Source organism: Cupriavidus respiraculi (assembly GCF_914271545.1).
In the GTDB taxonomy this organism is placed as follows: Bacteria; Pseudomonadota; Gammaproteobacteria; order Burkholderiales; family Burkholderiaceae; genus Cupriavidus; species Cupriavidus respiraculi.
On sequence record NZ_CAJZAH010000005.1, the window covers coordinates 46127 to 63881 of the forward strand.

Sequence of the window (17755 nt, forward strand, 5' to 3'; positions counted from 1 at the left end):
TTACACTACGTGGCTTCTCCCACCCTCAATCCATAGTGGCTGTTGTCATGACTCAGGATGAACTCAAGGCGCTGGTGGCGCAAGCGGCGGCTGACTACGTGCGCGAGGAAGTGCCCGCCGGCTCGGTGCTCGGCGTGGGCACCGGCTCCACCGCCAATCTCTTTATCGATGCGGTGGCGGCGTTCAAGGAACGCTTCGCCGGCGCAGTGTCCTCCTCGGAGGCTTCGACCCGCCGCCTGGAACAGCATGGCTTCAAGGTGCTGGACCTGAACGAGGTCGACGATATTCCGGTGTACGTGGACGGCGCCGACGAGATCGATGCCAGCGGCGCGATGATCAAGGGCGGCGGCGGCGCGCTGACGCGCGAGAAGATCGTCGCCTCGGTGGCCCGCCGCTTCGTCTGCATCGCGGACGGCAGCAAGCTGGTCGGCGTGATGGGCACGTTCCCGCTGCCGGTCGAGGTGATTCCGATGGCACGGGCGGCCGTGGCGCGCAAGCTTGCCACGCTGGGCGGCCAGCCGCGCCTGCGCATGACCAAGGAAGGCGGCATCTACAAGACCGACAACGGCAACGTCATCCTGGACGTGGCGGGCCTGGCGATCGGCGATCCGCGCGACCTGGAGCAGACGATCAACCAGGTGCCCGGCGTGGTGACGGTGGGCCTGTTCGCGTTGCGCGGCGCCGACGTGCTGCTGCTGGGCACGGCGGATGGCGTCAAGCGCACCGACTTCTGAGCGGCACGCGGCCATGAAAAAGGCGCCCATGCGGGCGCCTTTTTTCGTTGCGGTGGCGGCTCAGCCCTGCGGCGGCGGCACATAGCCGGCGGCGGCATCGGCGCCTTCGCCGAAGAAGTACTTCTCGGTCTGCTTCAGCAGATACTGGCGCGCACGCGCGTCGGCCATGTTCAGGCGGTTCTCGTTGATCAGCATGGTCTGATGCTTGAGCCAGCCCGCCCACGCTTCCTTCGACACGCTTTGCCAGATCTTCTTGCCCAGCTCGCCGGGCAGCGGCGGAAAGTCCAGACCTTCGGCTTCCTTGTTCAGTTTGACGCATTGGACCATGCGGGCCATGGGAACTCCTTGTATTCGTGGGGGTGCGGCGATGCCGGTATTGTAGCGAAGCAGGCCGCGCGCGGCCCGACGTCCCTACGCGGCCGGGGCCTTTGGCGGCCCCGCCGGCCTACAGCTTCTTCATCAGCACCATCGACTTGCGCTGCCAGTTGTAGAGCTTGCGCTTGTCCTCGGGCAGGTCGTCGACGGTGGCGTGGACGAAGCCGCGCTTGAGAAACCAGTGCTCCGTGCGCGTGGTGAGCACGAACAGCCGGTCCAGTCCGAGGGCGCGGGCACGGCGCTCGATGCGCTTGAGCAGCCGCTCGCCGTCGCCGGTGCCCTGCGCCTCGGAGGACACCGTCAGGCAGGCCATCTCGGCCATGCCCTCGCGCGGATAGGGGTAGAGCGCCGCGCAGCCGAACAGCACGCCGTCGTGCTCGATCACCGAGAAGTTGCCGATATCGCGCTCGATCAGATGGCGGCCGCGCGGCACCAGCGTGCCGTCGAGCTCCAGCGGGGCGATCAGCTGCACGATGCCGCCCACGTCGTCCAGCGTGGCTTCGCGCAGGCTCTCCAGGTCGGTGTCGGCCAACATCGTGCCAACGCCGTCGTGCAGGAACAGCTCGAGCAGCACCGAACCGTCGAGCTGGAAGGGGATCAGGTGGGCGCGCGGCACGCCGCCGCGCAGCGCCTTGACCAGATGCTCCAGGTAGTTGGCGACGTCCGGCGTCAAATGGTTGTTCTGCAGCCGCTCGACCGCGGTGCGCAGCGACATCTCGGGCATCAGCTTGCCGGTGGCGTCCTGCACGCCGGGCACTTCGGTGATGAAGATCAGCTTGTCGGCCTTGAGCATGGTGGCCGTCGCGCTGGCCACGTCCTCCATCGACAGATTGAACGCCTGCCCCGTGGGCGAGAAGCCCAGCGGCGACAGCAGCACGATCTTGCCGTGCGTCAGCGACATCCGCACCGATTCGACATCGACCTTGCGCACCAGCCCGGTGTGCTGGTAATCGACGCCCTCGACGATGCCCACCGGCCGCGCCGTAACGAAGTTGCCGGACACCACGGACAGCTGCGCGCCGGCCATCGGCGTATTGGGCAGGCCCTGGCTGAACGCTGCCTCGATATCGAGGCGCAGTTCGCCGGCGGCCTCCTTGGCGCATTCGAGCGCGGCGTTGTCGGTGATGCGCACGCCCGCCTCGAAGCGGGAGGCCACCTGCCGCAGCGCCAGCTGCTCCTCGACCTGCGGGCGCGAGCCGTGCACCAGCACGATCTGCATGCCCATCGCATGCAGCAGCGCCACGTCGTTGACCAGCGCGTTGAGCATGCCGGCCTTGACCAGCTCGCCGCCGAAGGCGATCACGAAGATCTTGCCGCGGAAGGCGTGGATATACGGGGCGACCGCGCGCAGCCAGTCGACGAACTGCTGCTGGTCGGGGCCGCTGCGCTCGACGGGGTCGGGAGCGGCGACGACGGCGGGCTGGATCGCGGTGGCCAGCATGGCGGGGGTGGGCTGCGCGGCGGCGCTGTCGGCGGTCGTCGGGGCCGGAGAGACGGGCGATGCGGGGTGGGCCGCGGCGGCGGACGGGTCGGTTGGGGCTTTCATGCGGCGGATTATAATCCTGCCCAATGTCAGAACACCGTCCCGCCAAGCCGTTGCCACCCGGCGCAAAGCCAGCCGCCGAGCCCGGCGCCCGAGCCGCCCGGCCAGGCGCCAACCCCGGCGCCCCGCAAGCCCGGCCACCGTCCGCCAAGCCCCAGCAGCCCCGACCGCCCCGGCCGTCCGCGCAGGATGCCGCGCAGGCCGGCGCCGCCAGTTCGCCTCGTCCGCCTCGTCCGCCTCGTTCTGCGCTCCCCGCCGGATCGCCTCGCCCCGCCGGCGCGCCCGACGCACGCGGCCCGCGCGCGCCGCGTCCGCCGCGGGCCGCCAATCCGCTGCCGCCGATCACCTTTCCCGAGGCTTTGCCGGTATCGGCGCGCCGCGACGAGATCGCGCAGGCGCTGCTGGCCAACCAGGTGGTGATCGTCTCGGGCGAGACCGGCTCGGGCAAGACCACGCAGCTGCCCAAGATCTGCCTGTCGATCGGCCGCGGTCCCGGCACCGGCGAGCGCGCCGGGCAGGGTGGCCTGATCGGGCATACGCAGCCGCGGCGCATCGCGGCGACCTCGACGGCCAAGCGCATCGCGCAGGAGCTCGGCTCGCCGGTGGGCGAGCACGTCGGCTACCAGGTGCGCTTCAACGACACCATGTCGCCCGGCGCCTCGGTCAAGCTGATGACCGACGGCATCCTGCTGGCCGAGACGCAGACCGATCCGCTGCTGCGCGCCTACGACACCATCATCATCGACGAGGCGCACGAGCGCAGCCTCAACATCGATTTCCTGCTGGGCTATCTGAAGCAGATCCTGCCGCGACGGCCGGACCTGAAGCTGATCATCACCTCGGCCACCATCGATGCACGGCGCTTCGCCGAACACTTCGGCACCGCGGACAAGCCCGCGCCGGTGATCGAGGTCAGCGGCCGGCTGTATCCGGTCGAGATCCGCTACCGGCCCATCGAGAGCGATGCGCCGGCACCGGGTCAGGGCGGCGCACAGGGCGCGCCGTCGAAGACCACGCAGAAGGACAGGGACCGCGATCTCTACGACGGCCTGGTCGACGCCGTCGACGAGCTGTGCCGGCTGGGCCCGGGCGACGTGCTGGTGTTCCTGCCCGGCGAGCGCGAGATCCGCGAGGCCGCCGAGGCGCTGCGCAAGCACCATCCGCCCCATACCGAGATCCTGCCGCTGTTCGCGCGGCTGTCGGTGCAGGAGCAGGAGCGCGTGTTCCGCCCCTCGAACACCCGCCGCATCGTGCTGGCCACCAATGTGGCCGAGACCTCGCTGACGGTGCCGGGCATCCGCTACGTCGTCGATACGGGCCTGGCGCGCGTCAAGCGCTATTCGTACCGCAACAAGGTCGAGCAGCTGCAGATCGAACCGATCTCGCAGGCCGCCGCCAACCAGCGCGCGGGCCGCTGCGGCCGCGTGGCGGACGGCGTCTGCATCCGGCTGTACGACGAGACCGACTTCGCCGGCCGGGCGCGCTTCACCGACCCGGAAATCCTGCGTTCGTCGCTGGCGGCCGTGATCCTGCGCATGAAGGCGCTGCGGCTGACCGAGATCGAGTCCTTTCCGTTTATCGAGCCGCCGCTGGGCCGGGCCATCGCCGATGGCTACCAGCTGCTGCAGGAGCTGGGCGCGGTCGACGACGCCAACGCGCTGACGCCGACGGGCCGCCAGCTGGCCAAGCTGCCCCTGGACCCGCGCGTGGGCCGCATGATCCTGGCCGCGCGCGAGCAGCACTGCCTGCGCGAGGTGCTCGTGATCGCCAGCGCGCTGTCGGTGCAGGACCCGCGCGACCGTCCGCAGGAAGCCCAGGAAGCCGCCGACCAGGCGCATCGCAAGTTCATGGACGAGCGCTCCGAATTCCTCGGCTGGGTCAAGCTGTGGAAGTGGTTCGAGGAGGCCGTCGCGCACAAGAAGAGCAATCGCCAGCTGCAGGACCAGTGCCGGGCCAACTTCCTGTCGCACGTGCGGCTGCGGGAATGGCGCGACGTGCATTCGCAGCTGCTGACCACCGTGGCCGAGCAGGGCTGGAAGCTCAACGACAGCGAGCCGACCTACGAGCAGGTCCACAAGGCGCTGCTGACGGGGCTGCTGGGCAACGTGGGCCTGAAGCTGGAGGAAGCCGACGGCCGCGGCCGGGAATACCTGGGCGCGCGCGGCATCAAGTTCCACCTGTGGCCCGGCTCGCTGATCGCGCGCAAGGTGGGCCGCTGGATCGTCGCGGCGGAGCTGGTCGAGACCAGCCGGCTGTTCGCCCGCACGCTGGCGAAGATCGAGCCGGACTGGCTGGAGCAGGTCGGCCGCCATCTGCTGAAGGTCAGCTGGAGCGAGCCGCACTGGGAAAAGAAGGCGGGGCAGGTGCTGGCGCTGGAGCGGGCCACGCTGTACGGGCTGGTCGTGTACCAGCATCGCCGCGTCCACTACGGGCCGATGAACCCGGCCGAGGCGCGCGAGATCTTCCTCCGGCGGGCGCTGGTCGAAGGCGAGTTCGATACGAAGCTGCCGTTCTACGCGCACAACCAGCGCTTGCGGCGCGAGATCGAAAACCTGGAACACAAGTCGCGCCGGCAGGACGTGCTGGTCGACGACGAGCTGATCTATGCCTTCTACGACCGGCTGGTGCCCGCCGACGTCAATCAGCAGACCGCCTTCGAGGCGTGGTACCAGAAGGCCAGCGCGCAGGACCGCAAGCTGCTGTACCTGAACCGCGACGAACTGATGCGGCACGAGGCCGCCGGCATCACCACCGACCTGTTCCCGAAGGTGCTGCCGGTGGCCGGCGTCGACATGGCGCTGACCTACCACTTCGAGCCGGGCAGCCACCGCGACGGCGTGACGATGGCCGTGCCGTTGTACGCGCTGAACCAGGTGCGGCCCGAGCGCACCGAATGGCTGGTGCCGGGCATGATCAAGGAAAAGGTGCACCTGCTGCTGAAGTCTCTGCCGCAGAAGCTGCGCCGGCATTGCGTGCCGCTGCCCGACTACGCGGCCGGCTTCGTCGACCGGCAGCCCTTCGGCGAGGGCGAGCTGATCGACGTGCTGATCGCCGATATCCGCGAGCAGACCGGCACGCAGGTCAAGCGCGCGGACTTCAAGCTCGAAACGCTGCCGGCGCACCACTTCATGAACTTCAAGGTCATCGACGAGCATGGCCGGCAGCTGGACATGGGCCGCAACCTGGCCCAGCTGCGCGCGGAGCTCGGCGGGCAGGCGCAGCAGTCGTTCCAGAACATCGTGGCCGCCGATACGCCGGCAGCCGAGGCCGGCCAGTACGAAGGCCTGACCGCATGGACGTTCGGCGAACTGCCGGAGCTGCTGGAGATCCGCAAGGGCAACCAGCGCCTGTACGGCTATCCCGCGCTGGTGGACCGCGGCGACCATTGCGACGTCGAGGTGTTCGACGATCCGCAGGAAGCCGAGCGCATCCACTACGCCGGCCTGCGCCGGCTGTTCGCGCTGCAGCTGCGCGAGCAGATCAAGTTCGTGCAGAAAAACATTCCCGGCCTGTCGCAGATGGCCATGCAGTACATGACGCTGGGCACGCAGGACATGCTGCGGGACCAGATCGTGACGCTGGCGCTGGAGCGGGCCTGCATGCAGGCCCCGCTGCCGCGCAACGACGCCGAATTCGCGGCGCGCAAGGACGAGGGCAAGACGCGGCTGTCGCTGCTGGCGCAGGAGATCGCGCGGCTGGCGGCGGCCATCCTGGCCGAGTACATGGGGCTGCCGCGCAAGCTGCTGCAGGCCAAGCCGTTTCCCGCGGCGCATGCCGACATGGAGGCCCAGCTCGGGCGGCTGATGGGCAAGCATTTCCTGGCCGATACGCCGTACGGCCAGCTGGTGCACTTCCCGCGCTACCTGAAGGGCATCGCCATGCGGATCGACAAGCTCAAGGGCGATCCGGGGCGCGACGCCCAGCGCCTGCAGGAGATGGCGCCGCTCATCCAGCAATGGCAGCGCGCCGAGAAGCAGCTGCGCAGCCAGGGCAGGGGCGTGGAGGACGCGCGCCTGGACGAGTTCCGCTGGATGCTGGAGGAGCTGCGGATCGCCCTGTTCGCCCAAGAGCTGCGCACCCCGGTGCCGATGTCGGTCAAGCGCCTGCAGAAGGTGTGGGAGTCGATGCAGCGCTAGGCCGGGAGGGAGCCGGCGACGACGGCCAAGGGCGGTTGTCGCGCGCTTACGACGCCCGGCATCCGGGTTTGCGACAGGTCATCGGAACGCGATGTTCAGCCGTTAGAATGCCTGTCCCGCAGACGGCCACAGCGGGCCCGCCGCGGTCCGCCGTGGCGGCTTACGGCCGCAGATCTTTCCCTTCTCGTTCCATCCCTATGTCCGCATTGCGTCGTGTTGTTGCAGCCGTTGTTTCGGCCGGCTCCCTGGTAGTGGCTTTGCTTCCGGCCCCGGCCCTCGCGGAAGTGGTGGTGGTGCTCAATTCCGGTGATGCCAGCGTCACGCTGATCGACCGGGACACGCAGAAGGTGCTGGAGACCTTTCCGGTCGGCAAGGAGCCCCACCACCTGATCGCGACGCCGGACAACAAGTCGCTGATCGTCGCCAACGCGGTCGGCAACGACCTGGTGCTGCTGGACCCGGTCACGGGCAAGGTGCAGCAGCGCGTGGCCGATATCGACGATCCTTACCAGATCGGCTTCTCCCCCGACCAGAAGTGGTTCGTGGTGACCGGCAACCGCCTGGATCGCGTCGATCTGTACCGCTGGGACGGCAAGGCGCTGAAGATGGCCAGGCAGCTGCCGCTGGCCAAGACGCCCAGCCACGTCGCCTTCACCGACGACAGCCGCATCGCCTTCGTCACGCTGCAGGACTCCAACGAGGTGGTCGCCATCGACCTGCCGACGCAGACGGTGATGTGGCGCATGGAGGCGGGCTCGGCGCCGGCCGGCATCTGGGTCACGCCGGACCAGAAGTACCTGCTGGTGGGCATGACCGGGGCCGACTACGTGGCCGTGATCGACTGGCGCGCCCGCACGGTGGTCAAGCAGATCCAGACCGGCAAGGGCGCGCACAACTTCCGCGCGCTCGGCGACCGCCGCCACCTGTTCCTGAGCAACCGTGTCTCCGGCACCATCAGCATCATCGACCAGCAATCGCTTTCCAAGGTGGGCGATATCACCGGACTGCTGCCCGGCCCCGACGACATGGAGCTGAGCGCCGACGGGAAGACCCTGTGGGTGACGTTCCGCTGGGCGCGCGCGGTAGGCGTGATCGACGTGCCGTCGCGCAAGCTGATGAAGACCATCAAGGTCGGCAAGTCCCCGCACGGCATCTATTTCCGTACGCGCGCGCCGCTGTACTAGAGGCCAGCCATGCAAGCCGCCCACGGGCCTCGTACCACGTTGCCGCGCCGGCTGCTGGCTGGTGCGGCGGGCCTGCTCGCTTCCGCCGCGCTCATGGTTTCCGCCGTTGCCGCGGCGGCGGCCCCGGCTGCCGCGCCGAAGGGCGCCTGTCCCGCCGGCACCCTGTACCTGACTTTCGACACCGGCAGCATGAGCCAGGCGGCGCTGATCGCCGACGTGCTGCGCCGCCATCGCGTGCCGGCCACGTTCTTCCTGGCCAACGAGCCCACCGTGCGCCAGGACCATTCGCTGGATCCTTCCTGGGCCGGCTACTGGCGCGGGCTGGTCGCCGACGGCCACCTGTTCGGCTCGCACACTTTCGACCACGTCTACCTGCGTTCCGCGCGCGACGGCAAGGTGACCATGCGCCCGCAGTTCGGCCCCGGCGCCGGCCGCGATGTCGCGATGGACGCCGCCTCGTTCTGCGCGGAGCTGAACCGCAGCGCCGAGGCCTTCGAAGGCATGACCGGCGCCAGGCTGGCGCCGCTGTGGCGCGCGCCCGGCGGCCGCACCGCGCCGGCGACGCTGGCCTGGGCCGAGCAATGCGGCTACCGGCATGTCGGCTGGGCCGACGCCGGCTTCCTGGGGGACGAGCTGGACTCGGCGCGCTACCCGAACGCCAGGCTGCTGGAGCGTGCCCTGGCCAATCTGCGCGATGGCGATATCGCCATGGCGCACCTGGGCATCTGGTCGCGCAAGGATCCCTGGGCGCCCGCCGTGCTCGAGCCGCTGGTCACCGGCCTGCAGCGCAAGGGCTTCTGCTTTGCCACGCTGCGCGCGCATCCGGCGTACCGCGACTGGTTCGCCCGGCAGCAGGCGCGGCCGCGCGATGTACCCGGCAAAGAGGAAACACGCCGATGATCGAGACGCTGGAAACATGGTTTGGCGAGCTGGAAGGCACGCTGTTCCAGGACATCATCCTGCCGGTGGTCTATCAGCTCGGGTTTGGCGGCTATGCGGAGGAGGCTTTCACCGGCACCGAGTGGCTGCTGGTGGGGCTGATCCAGATCGCCGTGATGTTCCTGATCCTCGGGCCGCTGGAGCGGCTGCGCCCCGTCGAGCCCGTGACCGACCGCGCCGCCATCCGCACCGACATGCTCTACACGGCCATCCACCGGCTCGGGCTGTTCCGGCTGGCGATGTTCTTCGTGCTCGGCCCGACGATGGACTGGGTCGAAGGGCATCTGCGCCTGCTGGGCTGGCAGCGGATCAACGTCGAGGACTGGTGGCCCGGCGTGACCTCGATCCCGCTGGTCAGCTTCTGCGTCTACCTGCTGCTGTTCGACCTGCTGGACTACTGGTACCACCGCATGTCGCACACCTGGCGCTGGTGGTGGAGCCTGCATGCGCTGCACCACAGCCAGCGGCAGATGACGGTATGGAGCGACAACCGCAACCACCTGCTCGACGACCTGCTGCGCGACGCGGTATTCGCCGTGGTGGCGCTGGCCGTGGGCGTGGAGCCGTCGCAGTACGTGGTGCTGGTCGCCCTGTCGCAGTTGCTGCAGAGCCTGCAGCATGCCAACCTGCGGCTGCATTTCGGCCGCATCGGCGAGCGCCTGCTGATCTCGCCGCGCTTTCACCGGACCCATCACGCGGTGGGGGTCGGCCACGAGGCCAGCGGCCAGCCGCAACGTCTGGGCGGCTGCAACTTCGGCGCGATCTTCCCGTGGTGGGACATGATGTTCGGCACCGCGCGGTTCGCCGACGGGTATCACGCCACGGGCATCCGCGACCAGCTGCCGCCGCCGGTCGGGCGCGGCCGCGACTACGGGGCCGGCTTCCTGCGGCAGCAGTGGTATGGGCTGAAGCGGCTGCTGGGACGCGGTTGAGGACGGCCGGCGGATGTGACGTGTGCTAGTCTGTCCGTCCGGTTGTTCTCCTTTCCGCTGTTCCCCTTCCTGACGTCGAAGCGCATGAGCCATCTGTTCCGGGCGTTCGCCCGCGCTCTTATCAGCCAGCTGCATCCGCGCATGCTGGCGCTGACCCTGCTGCCGTTCGTCATCGCCACGCTCGCGTGGGGCGGTGCGCTCTACTGGGGCTGGGACCCCGTCATGTCGGCGGCGCGCTCCTTCCTCGAAACCTCGGTGATGACGCGCTGGATCTTCGGCGCGCTGGACTGGTTCGGCCTGCCTTCGCTGCGCGCCGCCGTCGCGCCGCTGTTCGTGATCGCCACCATGATTCCGCTGGTGATCGTCTCCATCCTGCTGTTCATCAGCGTGGTCTCCGTGCCGGCCGCGGTGCGCTTCCTGGAGCGCGCGTATCCAGGCCTGGCCAAGGCCAAGGGCGGGAGCCTCGCCGGCAGCGTCGCGCGCGCGCTGGGCAACACGCTGGTGTTCCTGCTGATGATCGTGGTGACGCTGCCGCTGTGGCTGGTGCCCCCGCTGTTCGCGCTGATTCCGCCCGCGCTGTGGGGCTGGCTGACCTATCGCGTGATGACGTACGACGCGCTGGCCGACCACGCCACGGCCGAGGAGCGCAAGACCATCATGCAGCGCCATCGCGTGCCGCTGCTGACGATGGGCATCGTGGTCGGGCTGCTGGGCTCCGCCCCGACGCTGCTGTGGGTGTCGTCGGTGGCCATCATCTTCCTGTTCCCGTTCGTGCTGATCGGCGCGCTGTGGCTGTACGTGCTGATCTTCATCTTCTCCGCGCTATGGTTCGGCCACTACTGCCTGCATGCGCTGGCCCAGCTGCGCGCCGAGCGCGCGGCCGAAGCGCCGCCGCCGACGCCGCAGGGCGGGGGTGACATCATCGACCTGGCGCCGTCGGACGTGCGGCGCATCGAACACACTTGACTAGCAAGAGGGCATCATGGGTTTCGGCTTGATCGTCATCGGCGACGAGATTCTGTCGGGGCGGCGCGAGGACAAGCATCTGCGCCGCACCATCGAACTGCTGGGCGCGCGGGGGCTGGCGCTGGATTGGGCGGAGTACGTGGGCGACGAGCGCGCCCGCATCACCGCCACGCTGCGCCGCACCTTCGCCGGCGAGGACGTGGTGTTCTGCACCGGCGGCATCGGCGCGACGCCCGACGACCATACGCGCCAGTGCGCCGCCGCGGCGCTGGGCGTCGGGCTGGAGCTGCATCCCGAGGCGCGCGAGCAGATCGCGCTGCGTATCGCGGAGACCGCCAACGGCGATCCGGTCAAGGCGGACTTGAACCAGCCGGACAACCAGCATCGTTTCAAGATGGGCGAGTTTCCCGTGGGCGCCCGCATCATTCCCAACAGCTACAACCGCATCCCGGGCTTCTCGTTCGCCGATCACCACTTCATGCCGGGCTTTCCGGTGATGGCGTGGCCGATGATGGAGTGGGTGCTGGACCAGTACTACCCGCACCTGTTCCATCAGGCGGTGCAGGTCGAGCGTTCGTTCTTCGTGTTCGAGGCGCCGGAATCGACGCTCACGCCGCTGATGGAGCGCGTGGAGGCGGCGTTCCCAGGCGTGCGCGTGTTCAGCCTGCCTTCGGTGGGCGATCCCGAGCGCGGCGAGGGCTTCGGCCGCCGCCATATCGACCTGGGCGTGAAGGGGCGGGGCGACGAGGTGCTGCAAGCCTACGTCATGCTGCACGAGGGCGTGAGAGAGATGGGGTACGAGACCGTGGAGGCGCCGGTGGCGACGTCGTTGCCCTGAGGCGGCGACGCCGTTGCCCTGAGGCGGCGACGGCAGGAACGAAAAACGGGCCCCTCGGGGCCCGTTCTCGTTGGCGGCCGGCGCGTGTTGCCGGCCGCGGCGGCGATGCGGCTCAGGCGCCGTGCCAGGGCAGGCCGCGCACGCACCAGCCCTCGACGGTCTTGCGGTGGTGCTGCTCGTCGCGCGCGCCCTCGAAGCCTTCCAGCACGTCCATGGCGAACCGGTAGCCGGCCTCGGTGGCCACGCGCGCCGCATGCTTGGAGCGCGCGGCGCTGCGGCACAGGAACAGTACCGGCGCATCGACCGGCACCCGTGCCTTGAGCTCCTCGACGAAGCGGGGATTCTGCGCGCCGCCCGGGTAGCCGGACCATTCCACGTGGGCCGACTGGGCTTCGGGGACGTCGGGCCCGCCGATCCAGTCCAGTTCCGCCTGAGTCCGGACATCGACCAGCACGGCGCGCGGGTCCGCGCGCAGCAGGTCGTAGGCTTCCTGCGGGGTCAGCGCGCCGAAGTAGGGGAGTTGGTCCTGTTGCCGGCGCTCTTGCGCGGCCTGAAGCAGAGTGTCTCGGGAAGTCATCGGATGGGGAATCGGGTTGGAAACCGGCGCGGACGCCAGACGGCTATTCTAGCGCGGCGCCCGTGGCCCGCTGCGAAAACCGCATGGACTTGCCACAAAGGCAGTGCGGCCCGTCCACGGTGCAGCGTGCACGATAACAGTGCTTTCTAGAGCGAGACTGCACCATAATGGCGATTCCGTCGTCCTCGCAAGGCAGCGCAGGTGCGGCTTTCCGCAGGGCCGGCGCCCGCATGTGGCGCCGGACTTGCCCATGCGCCAGCCGGGTGCGCGCGGCCAGGCCGCGGCACTGCACAGTTTTCGGGAAACCGCCGTGTCTGGACGCGAAAGGGAGCCGGAGCTTGGCATGCTTTCTGCTAACATTCGACGTCCCTTTCACGGCCGGTCGTCGGCGCCGCGGCATACCGCGAGCCTCCTCCGGGACGACGTCCGGCACAAGAATGACTCCCACCGACCTCAGCCGAATTATCAGGAGATAGGCATGTCCCAGAGCGTTGCAGATGTGATGAAGCTGGTGAAGGAAAACGACGTCAAGTTCGTCGATTTCCGCTTCACCGATACCAAGGGCAAGGAGCAGCACGTGTCGGTGCCCGTGTCGCACTTCGACGACGACAAGTTCGAGAGCGGCCATGCCTTCGACGGTTCCTCCATCGCCGGCTGGAAAGGTATCGAGGCTTCCGACATGCTGCTGATGCCGGATCCGAACACGGCCCACGTGGACCCGTTCTACGAAGAACCGACCCTGGTGATGACCTGCGACGTGGTCGAGCCGTCGGACGGCAAGGGCTATGACCGCGATCCGCGTTCCATCGCCAAGCGCGCCGAAGCGTACCTGAAGAGCACCGGCCTGGGCGACACCGCCTTCTTCGGTCCCGAGCCCGAGTTCTTCATCTTCGACGGCGTGACCTGGAACATCGACATGCAGGGCTGCTTCGTGAAGATCCATTCCGAAGAAGCCCCCTGGTCGTCGGGCAAGGACTTCGAGCACGGCAATTCGGGCCACCGCCCGGGCAAGAAGGGCGGCTACTTCCCGGTCGCCCCGATCGACACGTTCCAGGACATGCGTTCGGAGATGTGCCTGATCCTCGAATCGCTGGGCATCCCCGTCGAGGTCCACCACCACGAAGTGGCTGGCCAGGGCCAGAACGAAATCGGCACCAAGTTCAGCACGCTGGTGCAGCGCGCCGACTGGACGCAACTGCAGAAGTACGTGATCCAGAACGTGGCGCACACCTACGGCAAGACGGCGACCTTCATGCCGAAGCCGGTGGTCGGCGACAACGGCTCCGGCATGCACGTGCACCAGTCCGTGTGGAAGGACGGCCAGAACCTGTTCGCGGGCAACGGCTACGCCGGCCTGTCGGAGTTCGCGCTGTACTACATCGGCGGCATCATCAAGCATGCCCGCGCGCTGAACGCGATCACCAACCCGGGCACGAACTCGTACAAGCGCCTGGTGCCGGGCTTCGAGGCGCCGGTGAAGCTGGCCTACTCGGCCCGCAACCGCTCGGCATCGATCCGCATTCCGTACGTCGCCAACCCGAAGGGCCGCCGCATCGAAACGCGCTTCCCGGATCCGCTGATGAACCCGTACCTGGGCTTCTCGGCGCTGCTGATGGCCGGCCTGGACGGCGTGCAGAACAAGATCCACCCGGGCGAGGCAGCCGACAAGAACCTGTACGACCTGCCGCCGGAAGAGGATGCAAAGATCCCGACCGTGTGCTCGAGCCTGGATCAGGCCCTCGAATACCTCGACAACGACCGCGAGTTCCTGACGCGCGGCGGTGTGTTCTCCAACGCGATGATCGATGCCTATATCGAGCTGAAGATGGAGGAGGTCACGCGCTTCCGCATGACCACGCACCCGCTCGAGTTCGAGATGTACTACTCGCTGTAAGGTGACAGGGTTGCCGGGCGATGCCGGGCAATCCCGCCATCGCCGCACCACGAAGGGGCAGCCACGGCTGCCCCTTTCCGTTTGGGTCGCTAGAATTGGACTCCCGAACGAACACCGACCCCAGTCCATGACCGCGCCTACGCTTTTCGCCCCGATCCCGCACCATGGCGGTGCCCGCCGACCGCGCCATGCACGCCTGGCGTGCGCGGCCGGCCTGGCGCTGGCTCTCGGACTCTGCGCCGGGCTGCCCGCCCGCGCGCAATCGTCCGACGTCTATGTCTGCAACGGGCCGAACGGCGTGCCGGAGTATCGCAACGGTCCCGGGGGCAAGGGCTGCAAGCGGCTGAACCTGCCGGACGTGATGACGGTGCCCGGCGTGCGCACCGCGCCCGCGGGCCGCGCCAGCAACGCGCCGGCCGCCAATGCCGGCAACGCGGCCACCGTGGCCGGCTTTCCCCGCGTGGACAGCGCCACGCAGCGCAGCCGCGACAACGACCGCCGCGCCGTGCTCGAGCACGAACTGCAGGCGGAAGAAGCCAAGCTGGCCGCGCTGCGCGCCGAATACAACAACGGCGAGCCCGAGCGCCAGGGCAACGAGCGCAACTACCAGAAGTATCTCGACCGCACCAACGCGCTGCGCGACGATATCGCGCGCACTGAGGCCAATGCCGCCTCGCTGCGGCGCGAACTAGCCAACATGAGGAATTGAAGCCGTATGCGACGCCTGATCCGCAGCGTTTCCCGCAAGGTCGGCGGGGCAGACCGTGCCCCGGCCGCCGACGCCGCCAACGAGGTCGGGAGGGCGCCGGGCGTCGCCGCCTTCCATCCGGGCTTTCACCCGGGCCTGGACATGGTGCCCAATCCGGTGCTGCTCGTGCGCCAGCCGGGGCTGCGCGTGGTCTACGCCAACCCCGCGGCCGAGGCCAGCTTCGGCATCTCGCGCAAGGCCATGCTGGAGCTGTCGCTGGACGATCTGTTCGGCCCTTCCGAGGAACTGGGCACCATGATCGGCTCGGTGATCGAGCGCCAGTTCGATGCGCGCCGGCAGGACGTGCTGCTGCATCCGCCACTGCAGGAACCGATGCATGCCCACGCGGTGATCGGCGCGCTGGACGGTTGCGCGGACGCGGTGCTGGTCGAGGTGCTGCCCACCGAGCAGAAGGTGCGCAGCGACCGCGAGGAACGCATCCTGGACCTGACCTCGGCCAACAAGGAGCTGATCCGCAATCTCGCCCACGAGATCAAGAACCCGCTGGGCGGCATCCGCGGCGCGGCGCAGTTGCTCGAGTTCGAACTGCCCGAGCGGGCGCTGCGCGAATACACGCAGGTCATCATCAAGGAATCGGACCGCCTGCAGACGCTGGTGGACCGCCTGCTGGAGCCGCACCGCCATCCGCACATCGTCTCCGAGCTGAACATCCACGAGGTGCTCGAGCGCGTGCGCTCGGTGGTGCTGGCCGAGTTCCCCAACGGGCTCGACATCGTGCGCGACTACGACGCCAGCCTGCCCGACCTGCGTGGCGACATGGAGCAGCTGATCCAGGCCGTGCTCAACATCGTCCATAACGCGGCGCAGGCGCTGAGCGAGCGCATCGCGCGCGGCGATGCGCAGATCGTGCTGCGCACGCGCGTCGCGCGGCAGGTCACGATCGCCAAGCGCCTGTACAAGCTGGCATTGGACTTGCATGTCATCGATAACGGCCCGGGCATTCCCGAGGATATCCGCGAACGCATCTTCTACCCGCTGGTTTCGGGGCGGGATGGCGGCAGCGGACTCGGTCTCACACTCGCTCAAACCTTCGTGCAGCAGCACGAGGGCTTGATCGAATGCGAGAGCCGGCCGGGCAGTACCGATTTCCGCATCCTGCTGCCGCTGCACTAGCCGGCGCGACGTCGCATCCATCGCGGCGCCGTGCGGCGGGCGGCAGCGCGGAACACCCCTACACCGAGCAGACAAGCGACGCACATGAAGCCGATCTGGATAGTCGACGACGATCAATCAATCCGCTGGGTCCTCGAGAAGGCCCTCGCCCGCGAAAGCCTGCTGTCACGCAGCTTCACCAACGTGCGCGACGTGCTGGCGGCGCTCGAGGACGACGAACCCCAGGTGCTGATCTCCGATATCCGCATGCCGGGCGGCTCGGGCCTGGACCTGCTGCAGGCGATCAAGACGCGCCATCCCGGCCTGCCGGTCATCGTGATGACCGCGTACTCGGATCTGGACAGCGCGGTCGCCGCGTTCCAGGGCGGCGCCTTCGAATATCTCGCCAAGCCCTTCGATGTGGACAAGGCCGTCGAGCTGATCCGGCGCGCGCTGGAGGAAAGCCTGCGCGAGGAGGAGATGGACGCCCAGCTGGTCGACGCCCCCGAGATCCTCGGCCAGGCGCCCGCGATGCAGGACGTGTTCCGCGCCATCGGCCGGCTGTCGCAGTCCAATGTCACGGTGATGATCACCGGCGAGTCGGGCACCGGCAAGGAACTCGTCGCGCGCGCGCTGCACAAGCACAGCCCGCGCGCCAACGGACCCTTCATCGCCCTCAATACCGCGGCCATTCCGAAGGACCTGCTCGAGTCCGAACTGTTCGGCCACGAGCGGGGCGCCTTCACCGGCGCGCAGACCATGCGGCGCGGACGCTTCGAGCAGGCCGAGGGCGGCACGCTGTTCCTCGACGAAATCGGCGACATGCCGTTCGACCTGCAGACGCGCCTGCTGCGCGTGCTCTCCGACGGCAACTTCTATCGGGTGGGCGGCCACAACCCGCTGCGCGCCAATGTGCGCGTCATCGCCGCCACCCACCAGAACCTGGAGGCGCGCGTCAAGGAAGGGCTGTTCCGCGAGGACTTGTTCCACCGCCTGAACGTCATCCGGCTGCGCCTGCCGCCGCTGCGCGAGCGTCCCGAGGACATCACGCTGCTGGCGCGGCATTTCCTGCAGAAGAGCGCCAAGGAACTGGGCGTCGAGCCCAAGCGCATGTCCGACGAAGCGCTGGCCTATGTCAGCACGCTGCCGTTCCCCGGCAACGTGCGGCAGCTCGAGAACCTGTGCAACTGGCTGACCGTGATGGCGCCCGCGCAAACCATCGAGGTCAAGGACCTGCCGCGCGAGATGATCGGCACCGGCGTGTCCAACGGCCACGCGCATGCGCCGCGCATCGCCGAGCGGATGACGGAGGGCGCGCTGGCGACCGAAGGCGTCGAGACGATGGCAAGCGCCGAGTACGGCGGCGTTGTGGCGATGGCCCCGGAGGTCGACACGCTGGCCTATGCCACGCGCGCGGCCGTGGTCGGCGCCCATGCGATGGCCACCGCCAACGCGGCACAGGGGCTCGGCGCGAGCTGGGAAAGTCTGCTTGCCGGCGAGGCGCGCTCCATGCTGGAGGCGGGCCAGACCGAGGTCATGGACGCGCTCACGCGGCGCTTCGAGAAGGCCGTGCTGGAAGCCGCGCTGGGCGTCACGCGCGGCCGCCGCGTGGAGGCCGCCACCCGGCTGGGCATCGGCCGCAATACGATCACGCGCAAGCTGCAGGAGTTGGGCTTCGATTGAGCCACCGAAGCGCGGCCCACACTGGTGCGATCCACTGCAACACCCCGATCGTCGACGGACGATCGGGGTGTTTTTTTTGATGTCGCTCTGGCC

14 protein-coding genes are annotated in these 17755 nt (G+C 68.6%); 11 read left to right on the forward strand and 3 right to left on the reverse strand.

Annotated features, from left to right (window positions below; all coding sequences use genetic code 11):
- Positions 1-47: 47 nt before the first annotated feature.
- Entirely contained in the window at positions 48-734 is a 687-nt protein-coding gene (rpiA, locus tag LDO27_RS20065; RefSeq protein WP_222203616.1) for a ribose-5-phosphate isomerase RpiA, read from the forward strand.
- Between the two features lie 60 nt (positions 735-794).
- Here the strand turns inward: rpiA and LDO27_RS20070 are convergent, their stop codons facing one another.
- Together LDO27_RS20070 and argA are read right to left on the reverse strand one after the other, a co-directional pair.
- Positions 795-1070, reverse strand: a complete 276-nt coding sequence (locus tag LDO27_RS20070; RefSeq protein ID WP_222203615.1) for an oxidative damage protection protein — start codon at positions 1068-1070, stop codon at positions 795-797.
- A gap of 109 nt (positions 1071-1179) precedes the next feature.
- Positions 1180-2655 carry an amino-acid N-acetyltransferase gene (gene argA / locus LDO27_RS20075; RefSeq protein WP_222203614.1) on the reverse strand — a complete coding sequence of 492 codons (1476 nt, stop codon included), beginning with the start codon at positions 2653-2655 and terminating at the stop codon, positions 1180-1182.
- Positions 2656-2678: 23 nt separating this feature from the next.
- Between argA and hrpA the strand changes: the two genes are divergently transcribed.
- The 6 genes from hrpA to LDO27_RS20105 all read left to right on the forward strand — a co-directional run bounded on the left by hrpA (position 2679) and on the right by LDO27_RS20105 (position 11647).
- Positions 2679-6788, forward strand: coding sequence for an ATP-dependent RNA helicase HrpA (gene hrpA / locus LDO27_RS20080; protein WP_224043648.1), 4110 nt, complete (start codon positions 2679-2681; stop codon positions 6786-6788).
- A gap of 197 nt (positions 6789-6985) precedes the next feature.
- On the forward strand, positions 6986-7972 hold the full coding sequence (locus LDO27_RS20085; RefSeq protein ID WP_224043649.1) for a YVTN family beta-propeller repeat protein: 987 nt from the start codon (positions 6986-6988) through the stop codon (positions 7970-7972).
- A gap of 93 nt (positions 7973-8065) precedes the next feature.
- Positions 8066-8872 carry a polysaccharide deacetylase family protein gene (locus LDO27_RS20090; RefSeq protein WP_224043833.1) on the forward strand — a complete coding sequence of 269 codons (807 nt, stop codon included), beginning with the start codon at positions 8066-8068 and terminating at the stop codon, positions 8870-8872.
- Positions 8869-9843 carry a sterol desaturase family protein gene (locus tag LDO27_RS20095; protein ID WP_224043650.1) on the forward strand — a complete coding sequence of 325 codons (975 nt, stop codon included), beginning with the start codon at positions 8869-8871 and terminating at the stop codon, positions 9841-9843. The genes LDO27_RS20090 and LDO27_RS20095 overlap by 4 nt, the downstream gene beginning before the upstream one ends.
- An 84-nt stretch (positions 9844-9927) precedes the next feature.
- Positions 9928-10809 (forward strand): EI24 domain-containing protein, encoded by an 882-nt coding sequence (locus LDO27_RS20100; protein WP_224043652.1) that lies wholly within the window; start codon positions 9928-9930, stop codon positions 10807-10809.
- A 16-nt stretch (positions 10810-10825) separates the two neighbouring features.
- Positions 10826-11647 (forward strand): competence/damage-inducible protein A, encoded by an 822-nt coding sequence (locus LDO27_RS20105; RefSeq protein WP_222203599.1) that lies wholly within the window; start codon positions 10826-10828, stop codon positions 11645-11647.
- Positions 11648-11759: 112 nt separating this feature from the next.
- Here LDO27_RS20105 and LDO27_RS20110 read toward each other — a convergent pair whose 3' ends face one another.
- Positions 11760-12224 carry a rhodanese-like domain-containing protein gene (locus LDO27_RS20110; protein WP_224043653.1) on the reverse strand — a complete coding sequence of 155 codons (465 nt, stop codon included), beginning with the start codon at positions 12222-12224 and terminating at the stop codon, positions 11760-11762.
- A 478-nt stretch (positions 12225-12702) separates the two neighbouring features.
- On the opposite strand from LDO27_RS20110, the gene LDO27_RS20115 reads away from it, so the two are divergent.
- The 4 genes from LDO27_RS20115 to ntrC all read left to right on the forward strand — a co-directional run bounded on the left by LDO27_RS20115 (position 12703) and on the right by ntrC (position 17662).
- Positions 12703-14118, forward strand: coding sequence for a 3-hydroxylaminophenol mutase (locus LDO27_RS20115; RefSeq protein ID WP_222203597.1), 1416 nt, complete (start codon positions 12703-12705; stop codon positions 14116-14118).
- Positions 14119-14245: 127 nt separating this feature from the next.
- Positions 14246-14827, forward strand: coding sequence for a DUF4124 domain-containing protein (locus tag LDO27_RS20120; protein ID WP_224043654.1), 582 nt, complete (start codon positions 14246-14248; stop codon positions 14825-14827).
- Positions 14828-14833: 6 nt separating this feature from the next.
- Positions 14834-16000: a nitrogen regulation protein NR(II) gene (glnL, locus tag LDO27_RS20125; RefSeq protein ID WP_224043655.1), complete on the forward strand. Its 1167-nt coding sequence runs from the start codon at positions 14834-14836 to the stop codon at positions 15998-16000.
- An 84-nt stretch (positions 16001-16084) separates the two neighbouring features.
- Entirely contained in the window at positions 16085-17662 is a 1578-nt protein-coding gene (gene ntrC, locus LDO27_RS20130; protein WP_224043656.1) for a nitrogen regulation protein NR(I), read from the forward strand.
- Positions 17663-17755: the final 93 nt, after the last annotated feature.